At 39.7% G+C, this 25,158-nt stretch carries 15 protein-coding genes; 8 read left to right on the top strand and 7 right to left on the bottom strand.

Annotation, left to right across the window (positions count from 1 at the left end; genetic code table 11):
* Positions 1-46: 46 nt before the first annotated feature.
* Entirely contained in the window at positions 47-742 is a 696-nt protein-coding gene (locus MSVAZ_RS18510; RefSeq protein WP_048123406.1) for an Sjogren's syndrome/scleroderma autoantigen 1 family protein, read from the bottom strand.
* Between the two features lie 271 nt (positions 743-1,013).
* On the opposite strand from MSVAZ_RS18510, the gene MSVAZ_RS18505 reads away from it, so the two are divergent.
* The 4 genes from MSVAZ_RS18505 (at position 1,014) to MSVAZ_RS18490 (ending at position 5,825) form a co-directional block, all read left to right on the top strand.
* Complete coding sequence (locus MSVAZ_RS18505) at positions 1,014-1,295, top strand: UPF0147 family protein (RefSeq protein WP_229396491.1); 282 nt, start codon at positions 1,014-1,016, stop codon at positions 1,293-1,295.
* A gap of 923 nt (positions 1,296-2,218) precedes the next feature.
* Positions 2,219-2,854 carry a translin family protein gene (locus MSVAZ_RS18500; RefSeq protein WP_232316155.1) on the top strand — a complete coding sequence of 212 codons (636 nt, stop codon included), beginning with the start codon at positions 2,219-2,221 and terminating at the stop codon, positions 2,852-2,854.
* A gap of 545 nt (positions 2,855-3,399) precedes the next feature.
* Positions 3,400-5,019 carry an O-phosphoserine--tRNA ligase gene (gene sepS / locus MSVAZ_RS18495; RefSeq protein ID WP_048123404.1) on the top strand — a complete coding sequence of 540 codons (1,620 nt, stop codon included), beginning with the start codon at positions 3,400-3,402 and terminating at the stop codon, positions 5,017-5,019.
* Positions 5,020-5,063: 44 nt separating this feature from the next.
* Positions 5,064-5,825, top strand: a complete 762-nt coding sequence (locus tag MSVAZ_RS18490; RefSeq protein WP_048124359.1) for a DUF169 domain-containing protein — start codon at positions 5,064-5,066, stop codon at positions 5,823-5,825.
* A 473-nt stretch (positions 5,826-6,298) separates the two neighbouring features.
* Here MSVAZ_RS18490 and MSVAZ_RS18485 read toward each other — a convergent pair whose 3' ends face one another.
* Entirely contained in the window at positions 6,299-7,321 is a 1,023-nt protein-coding gene (locus tag MSVAZ_RS18485; protein WP_048123402.1) for a serine hydrolase domain-containing protein, read from the bottom strand.
* A 1,013-nt stretch (positions 7,322-8,334) separates the two neighbouring features.
* Between MSVAZ_RS18485 and thsB the strand changes: the two genes are divergently transcribed.
* Positions 8,335-9,990 carry a thermosome subunit beta gene (gene thsB / locus MSVAZ_RS18475; protein ID WP_048123398.1) on the top strand — a complete coding sequence of 552 codons (1,656 nt, stop codon included), beginning with the start codon at positions 8,335-8,337 and terminating at the stop codon, positions 9,988-9,990.
* Positions 9,991-10,676: 686 nt separating this feature from the next.
* Here thsB and MSVAZ_RS18470 read toward each other — a convergent pair.
* Positions 10,677-11,798: an ORC1-type DNA replication protein gene (locus MSVAZ_RS18470; RefSeq protein WP_048123396.1), complete on the bottom strand. Its 1,122-nt coding sequence runs from the start codon at positions 11,796-11,798 to the stop codon at positions 10,677-10,679.
* Between the two features lie 1,102 nt (positions 11,799-12,900).
* On the opposite strand from MSVAZ_RS18470, the gene MSVAZ_RS18465 reads away from it, so the two are divergent.
* Entirely contained in the window at positions 12,901-15,606 is a 2,706-nt protein-coding gene (locus tag MSVAZ_RS18465) for a CHAD domain-containing protein (protein WP_048124357.1), read from the top strand.
* Positions 15,607-15,720: 114 nt separating this feature from the next.
* On the opposite strand, the gene MSVAZ_RS18460 is transcribed toward MSVAZ_RS18465, so the two are convergent.
* The gene (locus tag MSVAZ_RS18460) at positions 15,721-17,370 is read right to left on the bottom strand and encodes a Ppx/GppA phosphatase family protein (protein WP_048123394.1); all 1,650 of its coding nucleotides are present in this window, start codon (positions 17,368-17,370) and stop codon (positions 15,721-15,723) included.
* 789 nt (positions 17,371-18,159) lie between these two features.
* On the opposite strand from MSVAZ_RS18460, the gene MSVAZ_RS18455 reads away from it, so the two are divergent.
* Complete coding sequence (locus MSVAZ_RS18455) at positions 18,160-19,989, top strand: PGF-pre-PGF domain-containing protein (RefSeq protein WP_052725609.1); 1,830 nt, start codon at positions 18,160-18,162, stop codon at positions 19,987-19,989.
* A 389-nt stretch (positions 19,990-20,378) separates the two neighbouring features.
* On the opposite strand, the gene MSVAZ_RS18450 is transcribed toward MSVAZ_RS18455, so the two are convergent.
* Together MSVAZ_RS18450 and MSVAZ_RS18445 are read right to left on the bottom strand one after the other, a co-directional pair.
* A complete protein-coding gene (locus MSVAZ_RS18450) occupies positions 20,379-21,173 on the bottom strand; it encodes a winged helix-turn-helix transcriptional regulator (RefSeq protein WP_231592316.1) in 795 nt (264 codons plus the stop codon).
* Positions 21,130-21,627, bottom strand: a complete 498-nt coding sequence (locus tag MSVAZ_RS18445) for a hypothetical protein (RefSeq protein ID WP_048123392.1) — start codon at positions 21,625-21,627, stop codon at positions 21,130-21,132. Before MSVAZ_RS18445 ends, MSVAZ_RS18450 begins: the two co-directional genes overlap by 44 nt.
* Before the next feature lie 756 nt (positions 21,628-22,383).
* Between MSVAZ_RS18445 and MSVAZ_RS18440 the strand changes: the two genes are divergently transcribed.
* Positions 22,384-22,740, top strand: coding sequence for a cytochrome b5 domain-containing protein (locus tag MSVAZ_RS18440; RefSeq protein ID WP_232316154.1), 357 nt, complete (start codon positions 22,384-22,386; stop codon positions 22,738-22,740).
* Between the two features lie 205 nt (positions 22,741-22,945).
* Here MSVAZ_RS18440 and ppk1 read toward each other — a convergent pair whose 3' ends face one another.
* Positions 22,946-25,132, bottom strand: a complete 2,187-nt coding sequence (gene ppk1, locus MSVAZ_RS18435) for a polyphosphate kinase 1 (protein WP_084626197.1) — start codon at positions 25,130-25,132, stop codon at positions 22,946-22,948.
* Positions 25,133-25,158: the final 26 nt, after the last annotated feature.

Raw genomic sequence — 25,158 nt, 5'->3', positions numbered from 1 at the left:
TTTGACTTCTTTTTTCTATGCTCTTCTCTTCTTTTTCCTCTTACCTTTATAACTGCCTCAAGCGCTCTATAAGCCCAAGCCCTTTTCCAATTAATTCTAAATCCTCGGCAATCCTGCGCGGGTCTGTTTCATCCTGAAGGGATTCTGCAACATTGACCATCTTTCTAAAGAGAAGGTCTTCCAGTACTTTTTGGTCTCTATGGACTCCAGCTATCTTTGATACTGTCGCGGGTTTTTCTGCTTTTTCTGAGGGCGCGGCATGGGTTACAGGAGCTTCAGGACTTCTCGGGGAAGAAACTGCAGGACTTCTAGGAATTGTGGAAGCTCTAGAGATTGTAGAAGCTCTAGGAGCTGCAGGTGCTTTCCTTCCTGCTGCTTCTTTTTCAGGAGGTAATACAGGAGTTTCCTCTTCTATCGGCTCAAGGGCTTTTTCTTCTTCTTCGGCAGTTTCAGAGGCTCTCATTCCGAACCTTGATTTTTGCCTGTGTGCCTGGACTCTCTTCTTACTATCAAAAGAAGATTTGTCTTTTTCTGTAGACGGCGTGGGTTCAGGAGCCTGGACTTCTGCGGCTGGTTCCGGAGCTTCCTTCTCTTCCTGGACATCACATATAGGACAGATTACTCTACCCTGATAACGGAATTTTGGGGCCCCGCAGACTTTACAATGTTCAGCAAGCATTGTGCCCCCTAGTTCAAGAAAACGGGCTATTCGCTTTACTTTTTTATCTTTTTCAGAATCCATAGATCTGACCTTCCTCTGTTCACGGCTTCTTATGCATTTGCTTCTCACTTATTTTATAAAATTTTTCCTGTAACTCACTGTATTGAATGAAGCTAATTCATCCTGTGTAAAGTAGAAATCGGAAACAAGTACAGAATCACAATGGGTAGACTATAAGGGAATCAACCTTTAAAATCACCGATAATATTTTATATAACAAGCCTATCTTAGACTAATCTATACTATATTAGCTATATTAGCTCTAGTTTTTATATCATAATTGACTGCGAAGGTGATTCGAGTGTCATCAAATGATTCAGCAGAAGTTATAAAACAATGTCTTCAGGTCCTAGAAAGTATAACCAGTGACTCTTCAGTTCCTAGAAATATCAGGCGTTCCGTGAATGAAATTATGGACATACTGAACAACGAATCCGAACCTCTCTTTCTTAGAGCGGCATCAAGCATTTCCATTCTAGAAGATATAAGCAACGATCCTAACCTTCCTCTGCACACAAGAACTTTGATATGGAACCTCTCAAGTCAGCTTGAGACCATTCCTGTAGATGAGTAATTCTGTAGATGAGTAATACCTATCGATGAATAATATAGACATAGATTCTTAAAATATAAAAATGGAATTTGTATGGGGGCACATGCTGGGAACAGATAAGCTCCAAGAAAAACATCTCTCGAGATGATCCTGCTAAAAAATCCCGAACTCTAACTAATTCTAAAAAAAGAACTAAAAGGTAACAACCTTACTATTCTATTAGCTACCTCAAGCTGATTTTGGAATTGCCTTCTGGAAGTTAGAGGATATCGACAAGGAAAAAGCCCTTTTCCTTCTTTTTTATATATTTTACCGGAAACTGGATTAGAATTCTGGATCTTAAAATCGGATTATAAGTTGACTCAATAATGTAAGAGGACTGAATACAAAAGAAAGTAAGAGGGCTGAATACAAAAGAATGTAAGAGGGCCGAATAGAAAAAATTGAGAAATATAGAATGGGAAAATAATAGAATAAAAATAGAAATTTAAGGAATTCTAAACTCAGATCTAACTCAGGCTATATAAAGGGAAGATTTAAGGAATTCTGAACTCAGCATACACAGGGAAATAATTTATATACAGACGTAAGATATTTGAAGAGAATTTCTTATATGAGATTTTAGAATTCTGGAAAACCTATGACTCTGGTCCAAAATCTAGTGATTTTTGTATTTTTCGATTGAAATCATGAACTTGCAGGAAGAATTCGTTCTTCAATCAAACTCAATATTTGATATCGAAAGACTTCCATCGAGAGGACGTATTTAATGGATTATAACCAATTATAAAATCTAGTGATTTTCAATTTCACGTTTATCACTGGATTTTGGTACTGAGTCAAACCTATAGAAAACATATAATAACTATTTTAGTTTTAAGTCGAAAATTAGTTTTTAGGCGGAAAAACTAATCGTGTAAAAGGCTAAGAAACATAAAGGGGGTATGAAAATCTTGCTTGAAGAAATCTCGGCCCGGATAAGAGAAAATTTTGATGCCAAGGACAGTATAAGGGAAGAGGGATTGAAGATTTCCCGGAAAGTTGTCAGGGAATGCAGGACAGCATCATTTGCTCTACACGACCAGAACTTTGAAAAGGCAGATAAAAGTATCAAAACTGCAGGACATGCGCTTGAGAAACTTGAAGCTCTTTTCGAAGGGCACGCTGATATTTATCATGCAGGCTTTGTAGAACATGCCCATCAGGAGTATTCGGAGGTTTCAGTCCTCAGGAGCCTGCTGAAAGAAGAAGGAGAAAAACTTCCCTCCCCTGAAGATTTAAGAGTCGAATATGCAGCTTACCTCAATGGGCTTGGGGATGTTGTAGGAGAGCTTAGGAGGCATGTTCTGGACCTTATAAGGAAAGAGTCCTTTGAGAAAGCCGAAGTGTTTTTAGGTATCATGGAAAATATCCATGCAGTGCTTATGGACTTTGACTATCCTGATGCCATAACCGGAGGACTCAGGCGAAAAACCGATGTATCCCGCTCCTTAATAGAAAAAACACGTGGTGATGTTGTTAACGCGATTGGTCAGAAAAAGCTTGAGACTGCGATGCGACATCTGGAATCCAAACTTTAGATAGCTTAGATAAAAGATGCTTAACATGAGCAAATCAGCATTTTTTGAACTGCAAAAGTCAAAGTTGGTCATAAAATGCAATTTACTAATATACAGCTTCCACTAATATACAGCTTCCACTAATATACAGCTTCCACTAATACACAGCTTCCACTAATACACAGCTTCCACTAATACACAGCTTCCACTTATACAGCTCATCCGATAACTATTAAACCGCTGATTATTTTATCAATTACTAGCCGTCTGGCAGTTTAACTGTTTAAACTTTGGAATCTGGAATTCCCAAGTTACTCAATTTAAAATTAAAGTTGATAGAGTTAGAATTTAAATTGATAGACTTAGAAGTAAAATTGACAATTTAGAATTATACATAACAGTCTCAGTATTAAAGTTGACAGTTTATAATTACACTTAATATTTACAATTGAACTTGACAGGTTCTAATTATTACTTAACAGACTTAGAATTCCAATAATATAGAATTCCAATAATATAGAATTCCAATAATATAGAATTCCAATAATCTATTCAAGAGGATATGCATGAAATTTGATCCGGAAAAAATAAAAAGGGACGCTAAAGAAAACTTTGACCTTACCTGGAACGAGGGCAAAAAGCTTGTCAGGACACCTACCCTGAACGACCGTTATCCCAGGACCACTTTGAAATATGGAAAAGCTCATCCTGTTTACGATACAATCCAGAAACTCAGAGAAGCCTATTTAAGAATGGGCTTTGAAGAGATGATGAACCCTCTTATAGTGGACGATAAAGAGGTACACAAACAGTTCGGAAGCGAAGCTCTTGCAGTCCTGGATCGCTGTTTTTATCTTGCAGGCCTGCCAAGGCCGAACGTTGGAATTTCCGATGAGCGCACCGCAGAGGTAAAAGAGATTCTTGGGGATATCGGCGACGATGGAGTAGAAAAGATAAGGCAGGTTCTCCATTCGTATAAGAAAGGAAAGATAGAAGGAGACGACCTTGTGCCCGAGATTTCAGGGGTGCTTGGAGTTTCGGACGCCCTTGTTGCAGATATGATCGACAGGGTTTTCCCGGAATTTAAAGAACTTGTACCCCAGGCAAGCACAAAGACACTCCGCAGCCACATGACCAGCGGCTGGTTTATTTCTCTCGGTGCCCTTCTTGAAAGACAAGAGCCTCCCTTCCACTTCTTCTCTGTAGACCGCTGTTTCCGACGAGAACAACAGGAGGATGCTTCAAGACTCATGACCTACTACTCGGCTTCCTGCGTAATTATGGATGAAGATGTGACTGTAGACCATGGGAAAGCCGTTTCAGAAGGACTCCTTTCTCAGTTTGGATTTGAAAAATTCCTTTTCAGGCCTGATGAGAAACGCAGCAAATACTACATTCCTGACACGCAGACCGAGGTGTTTGCTTTCCATCCAAAACTTGTGGGCTCTAACTCAAAGTATTCTGATGGCTGGATCGAGATTGCAACTTTCGGAATTTATTCCCCAACAGCGCTTGCCCAATATGATATCCCGTATCCTGTAATGAATCTCGGTCTTGGAGTGGAAAGGCTGGCAATGATTCTTCATGATGCACCAGATATCCGCTCTCTTACCTACCCACAGATTCCACAGTATACTGAATGGGAAATGTCAGATGGTGAACTTGCAAAACAGGTTTTCGTAGATAAAGTACCCGAAACTCCTGAAGGACTTGCGATTGCAGATTCTATTGTTTCCCAGTGCGAACTGCATGGGGAAGAACCAAGTCCCTGTGAATTCCCTGCCTGGGAAGGAGAAATTTGCGGGAGGAAAGTAAAAGTTTCCGTAATTGAGCCCGAAGAAAATACAAAGCTTTGCGGACCTGCAGCTTTTAATGAGGTTGTAGCCTATCAGGGAGATATTATGGGAATTCCAAATACCAAGAAATGGCAGAAAGCTTTTGAAAACCATTCTGCAAGGGCGGGAATTCGTTTTATAGAAGCATTTGCAGCCCAGGCTGCCAGGGAAATTGAAGAGGCTGCCCTGTCAGGAGCAAACGAGCATATAGTCAGAGTAAGGATTGCAAAAGTTCCATCGGAAGTCAACCTGAGAATAGGCTCTGTTGCCCAGCTTTATATCACAGGCAAAAAGAAAAAAATAGATATGAGAGGCCCGGTTTTCACATCTGTAAAAGCTGAATTTGTGTGAAAGCCAGAAAAGCGAGAAGGCCAGAAAAAACAGGAGCAAATTATATGCACACCGACCAAAGCCCTTTTTCAAAATATCCGGAGCTCAGCCGGCTGATGGAAATCGGCGAGCCTGTATGTGTAACCTTCGAAACAGAGCACGAAATTGGGTACAAAGTCGGGAGTAAAGTAGGGCACGAAACTGAAAAAAGGCGCGAAGCTGAAAAAAGTATTGAGGGAAAAAGCGAAGAGATAGTAGCTGGTACGGGAGACGAAAAGTTTCCTGAAAAATCCAATTTTCTTTTTTGCGAACTTGTGCAGAAAGCCCGTATGGGAGAAGCGTTCCTGATTTCAGGACAGAGTTGCTCTCCGGGAGATTATGTGCTGGGATTTTCTGAAAAGAGCCCTGCAGCGTACTACCTGAGTTCCGGAAGATATAAAAACTCGCAGGCTGCGGAAAATGCAGCTTTATCCCTCCCTAGATTGGAAAAAAAGTTTTGTTTTATGAGAATCGAGCCCTTATCTCTGAATAAAGGTCGTTTTGATGTGCTGATTCTTTTCCTGAAACCTGAAAAAGCTATGCGCATTGTTCAGGCAAGTGCCTACTCGGAAGGAAAAAGGGCAGTAATGGCTACAATGGGTGCAGCTTCAATCTGCGGAGACTGTACAGTGTTTGCATACAGGGAAGGTATGGGCCTATCTTTCGGGTGCAAGGGATCAAGAAAACACAGTGGATATGCAGATTTTGACGTTCCCCTTGGGCTTTCTTTTGAAAAAGCATCTGAAATAGAAGGAATTCTCTCAAAACTTCCGGAAACGAGGGAGTAAAAAGTTAATTCAAGAATTCTCTGGTTTCCAAGAGCAAATAACGAATTATTTCAGTCGAATACCCCGCTAGCTTGCTGCGGGGATGGAAACTTCCCCGGTAACCGTTGATGACTATATAATTATCAATTCCATTTTTCGGTTGTTAACTTCTGCTCAAACTAAACCGTTTAGGGTTACTATTTCCTTTGACGGAATTTCGAGCGGTGGCGCGAACATACCCCGTTGCTTGCAGCGGGGTGCGCCAGCGCAACTTTGATTGAAACTATATGTGCCTCTATACCTGATAGTCTTCCAGAAATCAGGAAGAAAAACCCATTCTGGAATTCGTAAGAATCTCATTCTGGAGCTCGTAAGAATCTCATTCTGAAATTAATAATTTGACTTCCACTTTTTTAAGCGTATAAATTGTATATTCGGCAGGTCGACACATCAATTACAGTAAAATATCTTTTCCAGACCGGGTGGTGATAAGTTTAGTTCACTGCAGCCGGGATAATACATTCTTTAATCAATTTCCACCTGTCAAGAGGATTAATAATGAATTCTGATGCAATTGCTATGATCAGGTCTTTTTCTGGAATACAACAAATAACATTACCACCGTCTCCCAGTGCTAAATATGCAAAAACTCCGTCATCTTCACGTAACCACCACAGATAACCGTATTTATTGAGGTTCATAGCTGTTGATTCGTCAATCCATGTCCCGGAAATAATCTGATTATTGTCCCAGATTCCATGGTTAAGATATAGAAAACCGAAACGTGCCATGTCACGGGGAGTCAGCGTAAGTCCCCATCCTCCCGTAGAGTTACCGTTTGGGTCTTTAACCCATCCTTTCATATTTTTCCCGAATAAATCCTCAAACCCAAACGCTTTCATTTCATGATCCGGGATTTCTTTCATGCCAATGGGTCTAAATAAGCGTTCATTGGCAAACTCACGGGCACTTTTTCCTGTGCTACGAGTAATGATAGTTGAAAGCAGGTGCGCCCCTGCAGTGGAATACTTAAAAGTTCCAATACTTCCTTTTTGGCCCAGCATATCCAGAATATACTTTACCCAGTCAGGTTGCATACACATTCTGTCCAGCTGTTCGTGCCAATCCTCAAATGGATAGGGAGCCGTCATAGTGAGAAGATGGCGTATGGTGATTTCTCGTTTTTGTAAATCAGCAGAATCGGGAACATACTCGGGGAAAAAATCCAGCACCTTCTGGTCTACATTTTCAATATACCTTTCATCTATGGCAATACCAATAAGAGCAGATATTATGCTTTTTGTTACAGATGCCACATGGTGTGTATCATCCGGGCCATAACCATTAAAGTATCTTTCATAAGCAATATGTCCGTTTTTCACAACAACAATACCATTTATATTGCTGTACTCGGCTTTTATCATGGGTTCAAGCTCTGAAAGCTTTTCTGAATCCATTCTCAAGGTTACCGGGTCTACAGCTTTCCATTTTATAGTTGGCCAGTAGTTTCTTTGCATTATCGACACTTTCCAAAATACATACTATAGTGCTTTTGTTCTTAACTTTCATTTAAGCATTTTAATACATTTTTTTCATTAACAAAGAGATTAATAACTCCTTATGACAAAAATATAGCCAAATAACAGTAATTTCTTAAATGAAACTTCTTAAAGAGGTGTAAATTCCCCATATCGCATTTTTTTTGGATAATTTTCTTATTAAACCAATTAAGATCAGGATCTATACCTGTACATTTGACTGGTAATATGAAATCAAAAATGCCTAATACCTCCAAAAATAATTTCTATTTAGACTTTTTGTTCAATGTGATACACAGAGATTTCACAAGTGTTCACCAAAAAAAGGAGTACAATACTTCTAGATAAATTTTATGATTTTAAATTGAAGTAAACAGAGTTTTAAATCGGAATTATACGTATTTTTTGAAAAAAAGAGGTAATACACTATATTTTGTAGAATAAAGTATTAATTTATTTTTAATTTCAAATCATAAGTTAAGTCCCTGAAACGTTTTTTATTTTGTTTAGTGAGGTGAGAAAAATTACAGTTTTTTATAGCTTTTTCGGTTTTTAGAATACTCATAAATCGAGAAAGGCCGGAAGGATTGAAATTTGGTTTTAGACACTCCCCTCAAGATTATAGAGATCTTCCCAACTATCTTTGACTCTCTTGAAGGGGACATAATCATTAACACAATCAATTGACATAGCATAGAAGTTCTTCACAATATTCCGGAAAATTACCCATAAGAAGAGGTTTTTGAGCTCTGCCATCATATTGGAAAATAAAAATGGCATAATTCACTTATCACCAAATGTCGTTATAGGCCCAAATTACTTTACTATGGTCCAAAAACGCTATCAAGATAAAATATTTATTTTCAAAAAAATACTGCGAAATGTTGGATCCAGAACTACCAGCGGGATGAGTTTATATAGAAGTACAAACATGTAAAATGCGATTTTAATTGTAGAGCTATTTCAAACTCACACTAATGGAGGATTAAATCATGGCAGGACAGCCAATATTCATTTTAAAAGAAGGAAGTAAGCGAACCAGAGGCAGGGATGCCCAGAGTAACAATATCATGGCTGCAAAGGCAGTAGCAGAAGCAGTCAGAACAACCCTTGGTCCCAAGGGCATGGATAAAATGCTCGTTGACTCCATGGGCGATGTGGTAATTACAAACGACGGGGCAACCATTCTCAAAGAAATGGACATCGAACACCCTGCAGCAAAGATGGTAGTAGAAGTAGCCAAGACCCAGGATGAAGAAGTCGGAGACGGCACTACCAGTGCAGCCGTGGTCGCAGGTGAACTCTTAAAGAAAGCAGAAGACTTAATCGAGCAGGAAATCCACCCGACAATTATCGCATCAGGGTACAGGCTTGCAGCCGATAAAGCCGTAGAAGTCCTGAACTCCCTTGCAATGACAGTAGAAATGTCCAACCGTGACCTGCTTGTCAGCATTGCTGAAACCGCAATGACTGGAAAGGGTGCAGAGTCCTCCAAAAAGCTCCTCTCAGGGATTGCCGTAGATGCTGTAACAAGCGTTGTGGACACAAATGGAAAGAATACTGTTGACAGAGACAACATCAATGTTGTTAAGAAAGTCGGCGGCAAGGTAGAGGATTCCGAGCTTATCCGGGGCATGATCATTGATAAGGAAAGAATCCACCCCAACATGCCTGAAAAAATTAAGGACGCAAAAATCATTCTTCTCAATAGCGCAATCGAACTGAAGGACACCGAAGTAGATGCGGAAATCTCCATAACTTCTCCTGACCAGCTCCAGTCCTTCCTTGACCAGGAAGAACAGATGCTCAAGAAGATCGTCCAGAAAGTTATCGGCAGCGGAGCAAACGTTGTCTTCTGCCAGAAAGGAATTGAAGAGCTTGCCCAGCACTACCTTGCAAAAGCAGGTATCTTTGCTGTCCGCAGAGTTAAAAAGAGCGACATGGAAAAGCTCGCAAGAGCAACAGGCGGCAAACTCATCACTAACATGGATGAAATTACTCCCGAAGACCTCGGATATGCAGGCCTCGTCGAAGAGAAGAAGGTTGGCGGCGACAGCATGACCTTTGTCACAGGCTGCGACAACCCGAAGGCTGTAACAATCCTGCTGCGCGGCGGCACAGAGCATGTAGTTGACAGTATCACCAGCGCTCTTGAGGATGCACTTCGTGTGGTTGGAGTTGCAATCGAGGACGGAAAGCTTGTTGCAGGCGGCGGTTCCCCTGAAGTTGAGGTTGCACTGAGGCTCCAGGAATACGCAGCAACCCTTGAAGGCAGAGAACAGCTTGCAGTCAAAGCCTATGCCGAAGCTCTCGAAGTTATTCCGAGGACTCTTGCAGAAAATGCAGGGCTTGACCCCATTGACATGCTTATGGAGCTTCGTTCTCAGCACGAGAAAGGTGTAAAGACCGCAGGACTCGATGTTTTCGAAGGCAAAGTCGTTGACATGTGGGAAAACTTCGTAGTAGAACCCCTCAGAGTCAAGACCCAGGTTATCAATGCAGCTACCGAGTCTGCAGTTATGATTCTCAGGATTGACGATATCATAGCTTCTACCCGTGCAGCAAGCCCTGAAGAAATGGGCGGAATGCCAGGTGGAATGCCTCCAGGAATGGGCGGAATGGGCGGAATGCCCCCAGGAATGATGTAAATTCCTGAAAAATAAGACGATAAATCAAGTACTGGCTAAACCCAAAAAAGGTGCATTTTTCTCACTGCTCCTTTTTTAAAATATTTAGTCGGGAAAGATTTCAAGCCTGAAAAACATGTATTTTCGGTTTTCCCGGAAATCCATGTGAATCTCCGTTCTCATTTTTCAGGCTTGTTTTTAGATTTCGTTTAATCCTCTTTTTATATCTCTTTTCAGCTTCTTTTCCGTTTATTTCGCTCCTTTTTCAGCTTCTTTTGCCCTTTTCAGCCCCTTTTTAGCTTATTTTCAGTCTCATTTCAGCCTATATTCAGTTCTTTTGAAAGCTTTTAAGGTATTATAATAAGCAAAAAACTGTTTTACTTCCAGGCAGTAAGTCCCCTTCCTCGACTCCGACGGAGGGGGGAGGTAGTTTACACTCTTAATTATCTATATACCCTTCCACTTTAAGATGCCCTTTGATATCGATTAATCAGGAAATAGAATACGAAGTATAAATGGAACTAAAAAATGGAACTAAAAAATGGAACTAAAAAATGGAACTAAAAAATGGAACTAAAAAATGGAACTAAAAAATGGAACTAAAAAATGGAACTAAAAAATGGAACTAAAAACATCGGATAAAAGATAATTTTAAACATATAAGCCGGGATTCTCCGCAATTCATTACGGGTTGGCGTGTTTGGGGCTTAATCTTTCTTAAGACAATTAAGAACATCCTCAGTCCTGAATTTTATTTTTATAATTCTCGTTCTGCCTCTCTGGCCCTTGCCGGTAAAATCCGCATCTATGTAGTTAAGCACCTGGAGCTTATTGACAATTCCATAAAAACGAGTGTATCCAAGCTGAGTTAATTCATGGAAGGACTTGTAAAGTTCACCTGCCTGGATTTCTCCTTTTTTTGCTATTAGCTCAAGCAAGTGTTTCTCTGGCCCTGAAAGGAGGCTGATACCCCTGCATAGATGAAGCAGTTTGGACGCTTCATACGCTTTTTCCACATCTTCAGACGAGATTGTTCGGCTTCCCCTGCGTTCGGCATTAAAACCAGAACGTTTTAGGAGGTCAATTCCAACCCTGAGGTCTCCTGTCCGTTCTACATACGAGACCACGAGTTCAAGTAACTCGTCAGAAATCACTTTAGGATAAAAGCCGTATTTTACCCGGTCTTTGAGAATATCAAGAATTTCGGCACTTTCATACCTCGGGAATGGAATATCTTCAGGTAAGAATACCGAATTCACTCTGGAATCCAGGCAATAGAGGTCCGAAGCATCGTTTACAATTCCAATTACCCCTATCTTTGTTCCGGGGTACTGTTCATGTGCCCTTAAAAGCGAGTACATTACTTCATTAGCATGCCCTTCATAGCAGAGATAATTAAGGTCGTCCAGAGCAACAAGCAGAACTTTCTCCGAAGAGACTAGAAAATTAACAACGGCCTCAAAGATTTTCCTGAAAGCAATTCCCGAGTTGGGAGGAGAGATTCCAAAAAGCTTCCTGTAAATCCTGGACATTACTGCAAAACGTGTGGAGTCAATCTGACAGTTAACTTTAACAGTAACGACACCAGTTGCATGGGCTTCAACTTCCCCGAATACCTTCATAACTGCACTGGTTTTTCCTGTTCCGGGAGGACCTACAAGCAAACAATTCAAAGGCCGCATACCGCGAAGGGCTGGCTTGAGCGCAAATCTGAGCCCATTTAATTGTGACTCCCTATGAGGAAAATATTCAGGGAGATAGTCAGGCTCAAGCACAGACGGGTCCTTAAATAGGGTCTCATCCCAGAGTAGTATATCATTACCTGTCAAAGGAAGTTACTCCATAAGTCATTAATCTATTTATCATTAATAAGTGAAAGCTCGAATATTGAAACTTCGATAATATTGAAAGCTCAGTAATATGAAAGTTCGAGACTGTAAAAGTATTTTTGTCTGGAACCTGGATTGCCGAGTTACAAAGTCAGTAATAAGGTGGTTCTGCATTCTGAATTAAGTGATTTCTAAACAACTAAGCAAGTATTTCTAAACAACTAAGCAAGTATTTCTAAACAACCAAGCAAGGATTTCTAAACAACCAAGCAAGGATTTCTAAACAACCAAACAAGATTTCACATGAATAAACTTTATTTAGTAAGATCGGTTCAGATTTAGTATTAATAAACTAAGTTCCTGATAAGCCGGATTTTGAGAATATTCCCTAATATTTTTTAAATTTTTAGTAGATATGTTTTACTGCATTTAGCTTTTTTGAATTGTTTACTCAATGTTACTCAATTGAAATATTTCAGCCGGATTAATGAGCCAGTAATACAAGCTATTAGTTCGAGCCAATAATAAGAATCAGTGGTATGAACCAAATATATGGGGCAGGAATCTCGAAAAGGCTAATTTCCGAGATATTTTATTTGATGAAGTAGTTATTTTCAGGAAATAAATATTAAAACAATTTTATAGGACGATTCAACTAATATTAGTTTGAAAAGTAACAATCACTGATAAACTATAACAGGTAAAAAGAATAACATTAGATTTATTTATAAGGATTTGAGCAGTAATTATATAAAAACAATGGAGAGGAATAATTTAGAAAAAATAACTCTATCGAAATCCTGTGGTTTATAGCATCTAAACTAATTTAATTGTAGCTTCAAACATACATCTATACATTTAACTTAATTATAATCCTTTAATTACAGGAAATAACGACGTGCTGGAAAGAGCGAAATTTATAGTCTTTATTTATGAAATCGTCTGCTAAATCGTTTGCTAAATCGTTTGCTTAACCATGCCCCCTTCTGGGGGTTTTCACTCAAGCCTTTTTTAAAAAGGCTTGCAGGCAAACCATTTTACAAAAGGCTTTCGGACAAACTATTTCACAAAAAGTTGGGGATTTGGGTGGGAGAAAAAGAGTATGGAGATAGAATCAAAATTTTTGGTAATGGAAGAAACGGATTTTCAGGCCCTTGAAAGCCTTTCAAAGCTTGCTTCATACTCTCTTTCGGAAGCGAAAATCCAGTTAAATGAGGATATTTTCTTTGATACTGAGGATCGGGCTATTATGGCTTCGGGTTACTACCTGCGTGTCAGGAAGTCATCTGGGGAAGACGGAAGCTGGGTTACTATTAAAAGCCTGGGAGGTTTTGAAGGTGGAACTCACAGGCGAGAAGAGTATGTAAGTTTCCTGCCTGATGGAATCTCAGTACTCGCATGTCCTGATTCCCGTATTAGAGATCTGATTTTTGAATTTACGGCAGGATTTGACCTTTTTCCACTGCTGTCCCTCAAACAGAAAAGGGTAATTCGCCAGGTAAAAATGGGAAAAAAGCTTATAGCTGAGACTTACCTAGACCGGGTAAACCTGAAAAGTAAAGGAAGGGAAAAGCACTATAATGAGTTTGAAGTTGAGCTTAAAAGCGAAGGAAGCTTGGAAGACCTAGAAACTATCCGACTTTTCCTGCTCAAGCATTACAACCTGGAAGAAAGCCCTTTTTCCAAGTTCGAAAGAGCTTTTCTTTTCATTGAGAACCTTCCTGAAAAAACCTTCCTTAACCTGAGAGAAAGAGCTTTTTGCGCGCAGCTTGCAGACCAGAAAAACATGTATGGTAAGCAGGCTCAGATTTTGATGGGACTTGATAGGGGACAGAGCTGTGAAGAGCTCAGCTCGCTTTTAAGAGTTTCCCAAAACAAAATAAAAGCTCTGCGTTCAGAATTTAAAGAAAAGAGGCTTCTTATTTTTCCTTTTACAACCTACAAAGAAAAAGATCCTGAATTCCATTTCCAGGCAGGGAAAAGTTGTATTTCGAAAAAGGAAAAGAAAGCGTTAGAATTTAAACAATGGAACCCGGAAAGCCTGCTCGAGTATTACGGAGCAAATAAAAACCGGACCGAAAAATGCAGGGAATATGCTCTTACGCTTTTTGATGGTCTGTCTGTATACCATGAACTGGGACAGGAAGAGAGAAAACTCCTAGGACTTGCAGCCTTCCTGAAGGATATCGGAAACTCCATTTTTCCTGGCGAGAGCGCACGTATGAGCAGGGAAATTCTTCTAACACATCCTGTAAAAGGATTCAGGCTTCACGAAATTTTAATGCTCACCCTGATCATTGAACTTCAGGATCTTTTTGTAAGCCATTACGTAAGCGAAAAAAGTTTAATCTCAAGCTTGAAAGGATTCCACACGGGGCTGCCTCCAGGTCTACAGAACAAATCTCTGATGCTTGCAGCTATTGTGTCAATTGCAGACCTTTTCGAATCCCTCAAAATCCAGCCAGGAAAGATAAGGTCGCTTGAAAACGTTCTGGATATAGAAATAATAGGGGATGTAACTGAAAAAACTGCAAAAAAGTTTGAGACACAAAGTAAACTCTGGAAATATCTCTACGGAAACAAACTCCTGTTTTCTCAGGCTACTGAGTACGAAAAAGTTATAATTGAAAAAGAATCCGAAACAAAAGAAATAGAAACAAAGAAACAGGCCGGAGAGGGAAAAAAGCCAGAAAAAAAGCAAGTAAAGGAGGAAAAAAGACTAGAAAAAAAACAGGCTGCAAAGGAGAAACAAGCTGCAAAGGAAAAACAGGCTGCAAAGGAAAAACAGGCTGCAAAGAAGAAGTGTATGCTGGGTGGAGAGGTAATTATCAAACCGACTGACTCTATGGCGCAGCTTGCCTGCAGAATATTTTCCCATCAATTTTCCTGTATGCTCTCTCATGAAGAAGGAACTATAAAAGGGGAGGATATCGAAGAATTGCATGATATGAGGGTTGCAGTCCGCAGAATGAGAGCTGCAGCAAGGGTTTTTGAGGCTTATCTTGATTCCGAGCAGCTTGAGCCTCATCTCAAAGGGTTCAGGAGAACGCTTGGTTCACTTGGGGAAGTCAGGGACCTGGACGTTTTCCGCGAGAAAGCCGAAAAGTACCTGAAAACCTTGCCTCCAGAACATGAACATGATCTTGATTCTCTTTTTGCAGTGCTTACGGAAGAGCGAAAAAAAGCCAGGAAAAACATGCTTGATTATCTGGACAGTGAAAAATACCTGGCTTTCAAAAGAGACTTTTCAGATGCACTTGCCTCTCCAGAAACCCTGATACTTCCTGCGACTAACAAAAAACATGATTCATTACCCCATAGGGTAAGAGAAGTTCTTCCTTCAATTCTCTACGCACGTTTAGCAGATATCAGGGCTTACTCCGAATGGGTGGAAGGGCTTTATCTTCCTGTTGAACGCCTGCACAGGCTCAGGATTGCAGTCAAGGGAATGCGTTATATCCTTGAATTTTTTGAGAGCGTACTTGGAGAAGACTCAAAAACCCTGATCAAAGAGCTTAAAGCCTTCCAGGACCAGCTAGGAAACCTTCACGATACAGTAATTGCACTTGACCTGCTGGGTTCTTACCTGAGAACTGGGGAATGGGGTTCGGTCGAGAGCGAAAAAGCTTCCGGGAAAAATAAATTTTTCGAAGGTGCAGAAGGAAGTGCAGAAGGAATCGAAGCCTATCTTGTATACAGAGAAGAAGAACTCCAGAATCTGCTCAATGCCTTTCCCGATGCCTGGGAAAAGATATGTAATGGAAATTTCAGGGAAAGAATTGAAAACATAGTGAAAAATCTGTACTAACGTTGTGAAAAATCTGTACTAACGTTGTGAAAAATCTGTATTAACGTAAGTGAAAAATCTGTACTAATGCAGTAACCGTAATGCAGTAACCTGTACTAATACAGAATTGTTAACTTAACTTTTTGAGGACATTTCGACCTCTGGAAGTTCCTCAAGCTCAGCGTCTCCTTCAAGGACAAAGGGAACTCCAGCATCCTGCTTTATAAGGACTTTAGACTGAAGATTGTATCCGAATATTTTCTCAAAATATTTTTTCTGCTTCTCTACCTCCCAGATTTCGAGCTGGCACTCCCGCTGGGCATGAATTTCCAGGACCAGGCTGTCGGTAGAAGCTATGTAAAACCGGACGTGAGAAACAACTCCATTGTGAGAACGGTCCAGCCCTTCAGCGATGCGGAGCAGAGCACTGAGAACTTTTATACTTTTTACTATGTCTTTATTAAGCCCGACAAGATTGGGATGTTTCTTTTTAGGCGTATTTTTCCTGTGGAAATAGGCAAGATTAGCTATTATTTCGATTTCTTCAGGCTGGAAACCTGGAAGACTGCTCTCTCTTATCAGATGATAGGCATGGGCCTGATGAGTATCATATGATAGAAATGTCCCTATGTCATGCAGGATGGAACCATATTCAAGAAGTTCCCTTTCCCCTTCTCTGAACTTATAAATCCCAAGTGCCTGAATACTGTCAAAGAGTTCAAGGGCAAGTCTGGTAACGATATGAGCATGTTCTTCATCGAAATTGCAGGTAAGCCCAAGCTGCATGATACTGCGTTTTCTTACAGACATCTGCGTAATCATGTAGGAGAATTCACTCTTTGAGATATAGTCTACAAGCAGCCCCTCTCGAAGCCCGCGTTTACTTATCCTGATTTCTGAAAGCCCCATCTCTTCCATAAAAGTCTCAATAATTGCAGCCCCTGCGATAATAATATCTGCTCTTTGTGCATTGATTCCCGGGAATTTGCGCCGCTCTTCCAGGGGTATGGCGCACATTGCCCTGACTATTTTCTTCAGGTCTTCATACTCCAGTTTCTCAAAGCTTTCACTGGTTGTTTTGCGCAGGTAGACAAAAGAGATCCTGGCAAGGTTTTCAATTGTTCCCGAGCTTCCAATTGAACAGCTGATATCGTACTCGGAAAGATCTTTTATTATATCTGCAATTTTGTGCCGAATGTAGGATTTAATCTGCTCATACTGTTCCTCGGAAACAGGCCCTGTTTCGTCCGGTAGAAATATATTTGTCAGCCTGACCGCTCCAAGGTTAAAGGAATAAAGATAATAACACTGGGTCTGGTCCCCTACTGATACTTCAGTGCTCCCGCCTCCGATATCTATGAACAGGGCTTTTGAGTTCCCGAGCCGAAGCCCGCTTGAAACCCCGAGGTAAATGAGGCGAGCTTCCTCAGTTCCGGAAATCGTACAGACTTCCAGGTTTGCCTCCTGTTTTAACATTTCGAGAAGCTGAACCTTATTACTCGCATCTCGCGTTGCCGAGGTAGCCACAGCTATGACCTCTTCTGCCCTGTAGGCCCTGGCAAGTTCCATGAATTTTTTACAGACAACAACTGCGCGTTCCATTGCCTTTGGCTGCAGAATCCTGTCTATGAATTCTCCGTCCCCGAGCCTGACTGTTTCCTTCTGCTTAGTCAGGGGCAGGTAAGACCCATTGGGATTGATCCGGACCAGGAGAAGCCGGATAGAGTTAGTGCCTATATCGATAAACGCAACAACTCTGCCTTCGGAGATTTTCTCGGGTTCCATTATTACCACCTGAAAGCCCTGTTTTTCGTTTTTCTCGAAGGAATCGAGAAACTCAAAATAAGCTTCGCATTATTAGTTCATATTTTTATTCTATTTTAGAGTATTTGGCAGTGTGCCGAAAATTTGTAATCGTTATTATTTCTGTACACGTCCTTTCTATATAATGTAACAATTGATTATTTATATACATAATATATAAAAAATATTAAGAGAGCTCTTTTTCAGGCTTTTTTGTATTTTGATTAAGGAAAAATTAAGCCAGTTATTATTGAAAAAACGCGTATATGTACAAATTTATAATGATTTTTATATTTCGTGTCGAACTAGCGGGCAGGAACCCCTGTATTAATATAAACTAGATGCCATTTAAGTTTATAGACACATTAAGGCTGCAAAAATTTAGTTTTTAGTTTTATCATTTTGTTTTTTGGGCAGTGTGTCAGTTTAACTAAACGAGCATGATACTCTTTGAATAACATGCACAACCAATGAAAGTACTCGCAGATGGCAGTATTTTCATGCTAACACACATAAAATTCTTCGAATAATAGGCACAAAGAAATGAAAGTACTTGAAAGAACTTTCATGCTATAAATCATAGATATCAAGAAGTTATAATGTAGCAATTCCATATCTGAAGGTCAATTTTCCCATCCTACGCAAAAATTTGACTTCAAATTTGCAACTAATTCGTGACACTGATAAGGGAGGAGGCCAGTTAAAATGAAATCTCATTTTTTAAATTCTTTAATTTCTGTATTATTAGCACTAGTAATAATTCCTGGATTAATGCCCTGTATAGTATCTGCTGCAGATGGACAATTTGCAGACAACGGAAATTCAACAAATAGTACATTAACCTCCAATCTTATATTGGAAAAACTCTCCACTGATCCTGATTATCCAAAACCCGACAGTACGGTTGTTATTAATTCATTAGTTAAAAACACAGGAAATAAAACCTCAGAGCCAACGAATATAATATATATCATTGATGAAACCGAAGAAAAAGAAGAAGTCCCGGCAATAGAGGCTGGATCAGAAATATTAATTTCCCACACCTGGACAACTCCTGACAATGAAGGAACTGTAACAATAAAGGTTTCTTTAGAAAACGTAGAGAATAGTGAGAAAGAAATTTCTGTGGATATAGTACAGGACTCACTTCCGGATCTGATAATTGAAGACCTGTATCCAGAATCATCAACACAACCTGAAACCGGAAAACTTCTGAACTTTACTTTGAAAATAAAGAATGTGGGAGAGGCAACTGCCAGTAATAGTACTGCAAAATACAGTAGTAACGGAACTTCAGGAGAACTCTCTATCCCTGAACTTTCAGCGGGAGAAAGTACAATTACAGGATTTTCGCTGACTCCTGGCAATGAAGAGAACATGAGTGTAACAGCGGTCGCAGATTCTGGGAATATCATTAGTGAAAGTAATGAAGACAACAATGAAATGTCAAAAACCATAAGCGTAAAACGTGAGCTTCCAGACCTGAAAATAGAATCGATTTCTCTGAGTCCTGAAGAACCGCATCCTGGGGAGAATATAACCTTTACGGTAACAGTGAAGAATAATGGTTCTGCAGCTGCTGAAAGCAGTGAAATTAAGTATGACATCAAGGGAAACAATGAAAGTTATACCGGAGTTACAACGATACTAGCTCTTGCAGCAGGTGAGGCCGGAACAGGCACTTTTTTCTGGACTCCCGGAAACGAAGGGCAAATCGAAGTGAAAGCAACCGCAGATTCAGGAAGCGTTGTATCTGAAAGCAATGAAACCAATAATGAGTTCACAAAAACCGCAACCGTATATAAAGAAACAGTTTCAAGCGATGACGGAGGAAGTGAAAGTTCAGGTTCCTCCAGCAGCGGCTCCGGAAGTAAGAGTTCAGGATCTTCCAGCGGCGGTTCAGGAGGCGTCAGTCTTTCTAAAGAACCAGTAAGCAATGTAGAGGCAAAGGAGCTTGCCACCGGGAACGTTCAAAGTGGCTATCATATCAAGTTCGATTTTCTGGAAGGTGCCACATGCATTACATATATCGAATTTGACCCACTAAAGACATTAAAGAAGACAATTACAACTGTAGAAATGCTCAAAGATAAATCTACTTTTGTCTCAGGAGCCCCTTCTGGTAAGATATATAAATATGTGAATATCTGGGTAGGAAATTATGGAGCAGGAGTCGCCAATTATTTTGAAAATGGGTTTATAGAGTTCAAAGTTGAAAAGTCATGGCTTGAAGAGAATAACATTAGTCAGTCCCAGATAATTCTTCAATGGTATAACGAAGGCTGGGAGCGTCTAGATACCGAAAAAGTAAAAGAAGATACGGATTACGTTTATTTTAAATCGAAAACACCTGGTTTCTCCTGCTTTGCAATAACCAGTTATTCCACAGATACGGAAAAGATATCGGAAGTCAATGGACTAGCAGAAGAGGAAGTGTTAAGAAGCTGGAATGGTGAAACAAACACGAGCGCCTTCAACGGAAGCGCAGAAACGGATGGCAAAACCGAAAATCCTATGGGGAAAGCCAAAATAGTTCTGGCAATTTCTCTGCCCCTGTTCTTGATTCTTGTGGAATACTTTGTGATAAAGAAAAAAATCTAATAATTTTTTACCGGATTTTATTTTGTTTAGTGAAGGTGAATTGTTGAAACCCGTAAACAGAAGACTAATTTTGTAATTGAGTCAAATCTTGAACCCTCCTGAGAGATCAGAATCGGTAATGCCAGAAAATGGCCCTCCGCTATTCCGTATGGATAAGATGATTTTCAACTCAAGACCGTATTGGTTTTTATGAGAATATTATGAGGATATCCACACAAAACAACGAAGAGCCAGAAAAATAACCGAAAAAGAGGAATTAAGTACAATATGCCCGTAAATATCCGAAATAGAACCAAAAAAGAAAGGGCGGTCAGTAACATATATTGGAAAATGTTCTAGAAAAAAAGTAAATAATCGGTTTTATACGACGTTTTGCGGTTGACTCGACACTAGTTATTGTAAGAGCTCTGTAACTGCTTAATATGTTTTTCAACAACGAGTTCATATACATGATTTATTCTGTAAATCGTATTTCTTCCTTCTTTTGTTTCTGTTATAAGGCCAATTTCTCTGAGATTTTTTATATACCAGCTGATTGTAGCCCTAGAAACTCCAAGTTCACGTGCAAGAGCAATATTTGTATTACAATTACAAGTTAATATTTCTGCAATAATTCTTTGATTCATTACGTTCTGAAGGACAGAAATAACTCTTATCTCTTTCTCATTATAAGTAAAATTATTTTCGAAGAATCTTGTCTTCCCACCCTCTCTATAGGCTTCGATTTTGTTCTGAGCTTCAAGGGCTTTTATGTGATATTTTATACTTTCCCTGTCTAAACCGACATTTCCTACAATCTCACTAATATATGCTCCAGGATTGGTTTTAATATAGGTGTAGATGTTAAGACGGCTGGGATTGTCAAGTACGTTTTTAGAGTTTACAATTTTATATCCCGCTATTGAGAAAATTATTCTTTTAGAATATAGTAAGTCAACTGCCGCTAAGATGTTCACTGTGACCAGCCACAAAAGAAACTGCCAGTAGGGTATTTCGATAACTTGAACTTCTACAACCTTTTCTCCATTAATTGGAACCCCAAATTGATCACTTGAAATGGGTTCTACAGTATATTCCGTAGCCTCAGCTGTTGCTATTAAAAAGATAAATAATAAAAAAAGAATTACTACATTTTGAAGCTTAGGTATGATAGGCAGCTTTAAGCGTATAGTACTCAGTTCCACTGATTGATGCTCCGAACACGTTGAGTTTCCAGTATCCTCCTTGTAGATATGTCCCTGTTTTTGGTCTTACACGTAAGACTATTGAATTTGAGCCTGATTGTGGTTTATAAGCCCCATAAGAGACGCCTGTAGGAGAATATATAGTAAGGCTCAGGATATTTCTCGCACTTCCCCAACTCAAAGATATGTCAAGATAAAGTGCTTTTGAGCCTACGTATGCTTTATTATATCTTGTTTGTCCTTTCACTATGGAGATTCCTGTTAAGGATATTTCAAAGATGTTTTCAGATGCTTCGGTGAATTCTAGCAGTTCTACATCTTCCTCAGTTGATATTGAAGATGAAGCACTTTGGGTACAAACAAAATCATCTTTCAAAAGTTCAACAATATATTCTTGTTCTGGAGGAGTCAAATTAACTTCCTGGTCTGTGTTTTCATTATATGAGGTCGTCATAAAATCATCAAAAAAGATGTAGGAAGATAGAAATATAAATATTTTGATTAATAGTTCTCATATTAAAGCGACCAATATTATTATATTATATATAAAATATATAATATTTAACGGTTAATATCTAAATTTTATCAAAGATGCCTAGCATACGGTTTTTATTTTTCAAGCAAATAGTCTTATTTTTTCTAAAACCAGGATGTCCGATAAACTTATAAAGTAAACTAACAAAATCAATTACTCTTTGGTAACTATTGTTTTACAGCCTAATCTCCGTCTTTTTAAGCGCATATATTATTTTTCCTTCGATAACCATGATTCATCAATGTAAAAACGAAACACATAGTATAACTCTACATAAAAATTTTTCTTGAATTTAAAAATCCATAATTAAGCTTTATTTCAAGATTAACTGAATTATAAAGCTTAATCAAACTGCTTTTATTACCTCTATTCGGTAAGTATGTTTATCTCTTTTTCAGACGATTAACACTCTAGACTTACAAGTCAATAAGCTAACTAAAACAATAGATTGACAACTTAACAACTATTTAGATATCAACTACATGAATTGAGATCCGGAACAAATTGAGATCCGGAACAAATTGAGATCCGGAACAAATTGAAATCAGGAACAAATTGAGATCCGGAACAAATTGAGATCAGGAACAAATTGAGATCAGGAACAAATACAGTACCAGATATTGGATGGGTAAAATAATGAGAAAAAAACTAATTATATTGCTAGTTTTGTGTTGCATGTTCCTCGCAACAGGATGCGTGGGAAATGAACTGGTAACTCCAGAAAAGGCTGTAACTCAAGCTGATGCAGATAATCCAAATGGAGAGGACACAACTGAAACACAAAATGTGACAGAGCCAGGAATAAAAGAATATACCGTTGAAGAACTCGCAAAGTACGACGGTACAAATGAAACGATATATGTCGCTTATCAAGGTCAGGTCTATGATGTCTCTTCTGATAGTTATCTTTGGAAAGATGACAATCATGAAGGATGCCCTGCAGGAAAAGATATAACTGAAGAATTGGACAGGACACCACACGGGGCTGAAATATTAAAGAAATATCCTGTTGTCGGGACTCTGAAGGAATAATATATAAGTATGATGCCTTTATAACAGCTTTTTATGCCCATTCGTCAAATTTTTTGTTTCATGTTATCACTTTTTGCCTATATGTCAGTAAACACAACTGGCACATCCTTAAGATGAATATAAGTAAAACAGTTTCAAAGCGAAATTATTTCAGGATAAAACAGGTGAAAAAAGTAAGGAAAAAAGAAAAGAAGAAATTCTTTTCTCAGTCTTTCTTAAAGCTTAAATCCCAGCTTCTGCTATTCTCAAGCATCCACAACTGAGAGTCCAGTTCTTCTTCTTCAGGCTGCGGGTAGATTCTCTCAGTCTTGCCATTAGGAAGCAGAAGGCGAGCTTTTACATTATCTTTGAGGTGAATGCCAAGGATCACATCTCTCAAGACAGGAATATATTCGGCAGATACCGGAAAGAGAGTTTCTACCCTGTTGTCCAGGTTGCGAGGCATAAGATCTGCACTTCCCATAAGGATCTCTTCTTTTCCTCCGTTCCTGAAATAATATATCCTGGAATGTTCGAGAAAACGGCCAACTATTGAGGTAACCCTGATATTTTCACTGAGTCCAATAATACCTGGCCTGAGGCAGCAAATTCCCCGGATAATAAGGTCTACCTTCACTCCGGCCTGAGAAGCCCTGTAAAGTTCCCGGATGCACTGGTAGTCCACAAGGGAATTCATCTTGAAGATAAGGTGCCCGTTCCCACATTTTTCGTGAAGATCAATTTCACGCCTGATGCGCTCCAAAATCTGATGTCTTAGAGTCTGGGGAGCTACAAGGAGTTTGATATAATGATCCTTTCGTGAATATCCGGTAAGGGCATTAAAAAGGTCAGAGACATCTTTACCTATGCATGGATCACTTGTGAAGTAGCCCATATCGGTATACAGCTTTCCTGTGGCTGCGTTATAATTACCTGTACTCATGTGCACATAATACCTGATACCTTCTTTTTCGGCTCTGACTACCAGGCACATCTTGGCATGAGTCTTACGTCCCGGGAAGCCGTAAGCTACATGAACCCCTTTGCGCTCAAGTTCTTTTGCCCAGCCTATATTGTTCTCCTCATCGAAACGAGCTTTAAGCTCCACAAGAACTGCTACCTGCTTTCTCCGGTCTGCAGCTTTCATAAGGGCCTGAATTATTCTGGAATTATCATCCACCCTGTAAAGGGTCATTTTGATTGCCAGAACATCAGGATCGTCGGCAGCCTCTTCCACGAAATCAATTACAGATTCGAAACTGTCATATGGATGATAGAGAAGAACATCTCGTTTTTTCAGAGTTGTAAAAATTTTCTCCCTGTTTGCTAGCTGGGAATGTTTTTTTGGCTCGAAAGGTTCATACTTAAGGTCAGGACGGTTGATCTGTGCAAGTTTAATAAGATTTGAAAGTCCTAGCGGAGCTGCAGACCTGAACATAAGGGAAGGAGAAAGTTCCAGGTTCTTAAGAAGAATATCCGAGACTTTTATTGGCATTGTATAGTCGGTCTCAAGTCTGACAACCGACCCAAAGTAGTTCCTTCCGACTCTCTGTTTTACAGCGGTCAAAAGATCTTTGTCTCCATCCTCATCAAACCCAAGGTCTGCATCGCGTGTGATTCTGAACGGATAAGCTCCAAGGATGCGCTGTCCGGGAAACAGGAGGTCAAGGTTTGCAGCGATAAGCTGTTCAAGCCAGACAAAACGCCCTTTTTTCAGATCTTCCAGACTGAAAGTTATTTTCTCCTGTTCTCCTTCAGGAACAACGATTAGTCGCATAAACATCGGAGGGATCTTGACCCTGGCAAAACGTTCCCCGTAATCCGGATCATCAATTAATACTGCAAGGTTAAGGCTGAGGTTGGAAATATGAGGGAAAGGATGTCCTGAATCAAAACCGAGAGGAGTAAGTAAAGGGAAAATATTTCTCTCGAAATAATCTCTCAACTTTTCTCTTTCCTTCTTAGAAAGTTCAAAGTAATTAAGGACTTCAATTCCTTCTTTCCTGAGAGCAGGCTCAAGCATTTCATTCCAGCAACTGTCATTGAGAGGAAGCTGCCTGAGAAGCTCTTCCCGGATGACGCGGAGCTGTTCCTGCGCTGTTTCATCTGTCTGATCCTCTTTCATAGCTTCCACTATTCTTTTCTCGACGCCTGAAACCCTGACCATGAAAAATTCATCAAGATTACTTCCAAAGATCGAAAGAAACTTGACTCTTTCAAGCAGAGGATTGCGATCATCAAAAGCCTCTTCGAGTACTCTGTCATTGAACTGAAGCCAGCTGTACTCGCGGTCCGTATATAAACATGGATCGCTTAGGTCAGGCATACCGGAAACTTCTACCCGAGTTCCTTCAACGTTATCCATCATCAGCCTATCAAAATCTGCACACTGAATGGGGAAGTTCCGCTCCATTGCTATCACGCGTGACCTGGGTTTTG

This window comes from Methanosarcina vacuolata Z-761 (genome assembly GCF_000969905.1).
Classification (GTDB): domain Archaea; phylum Halobacteriota; class Methanosarcinia; order Methanosarcinales; family Methanosarcinaceae; genus Methanosarcina; species Methanosarcina vacuolata.
Note: the sequence above shows the minus strand (reverse complement) of the source record. Positions and strands in the feature narration are given on the sequence as shown.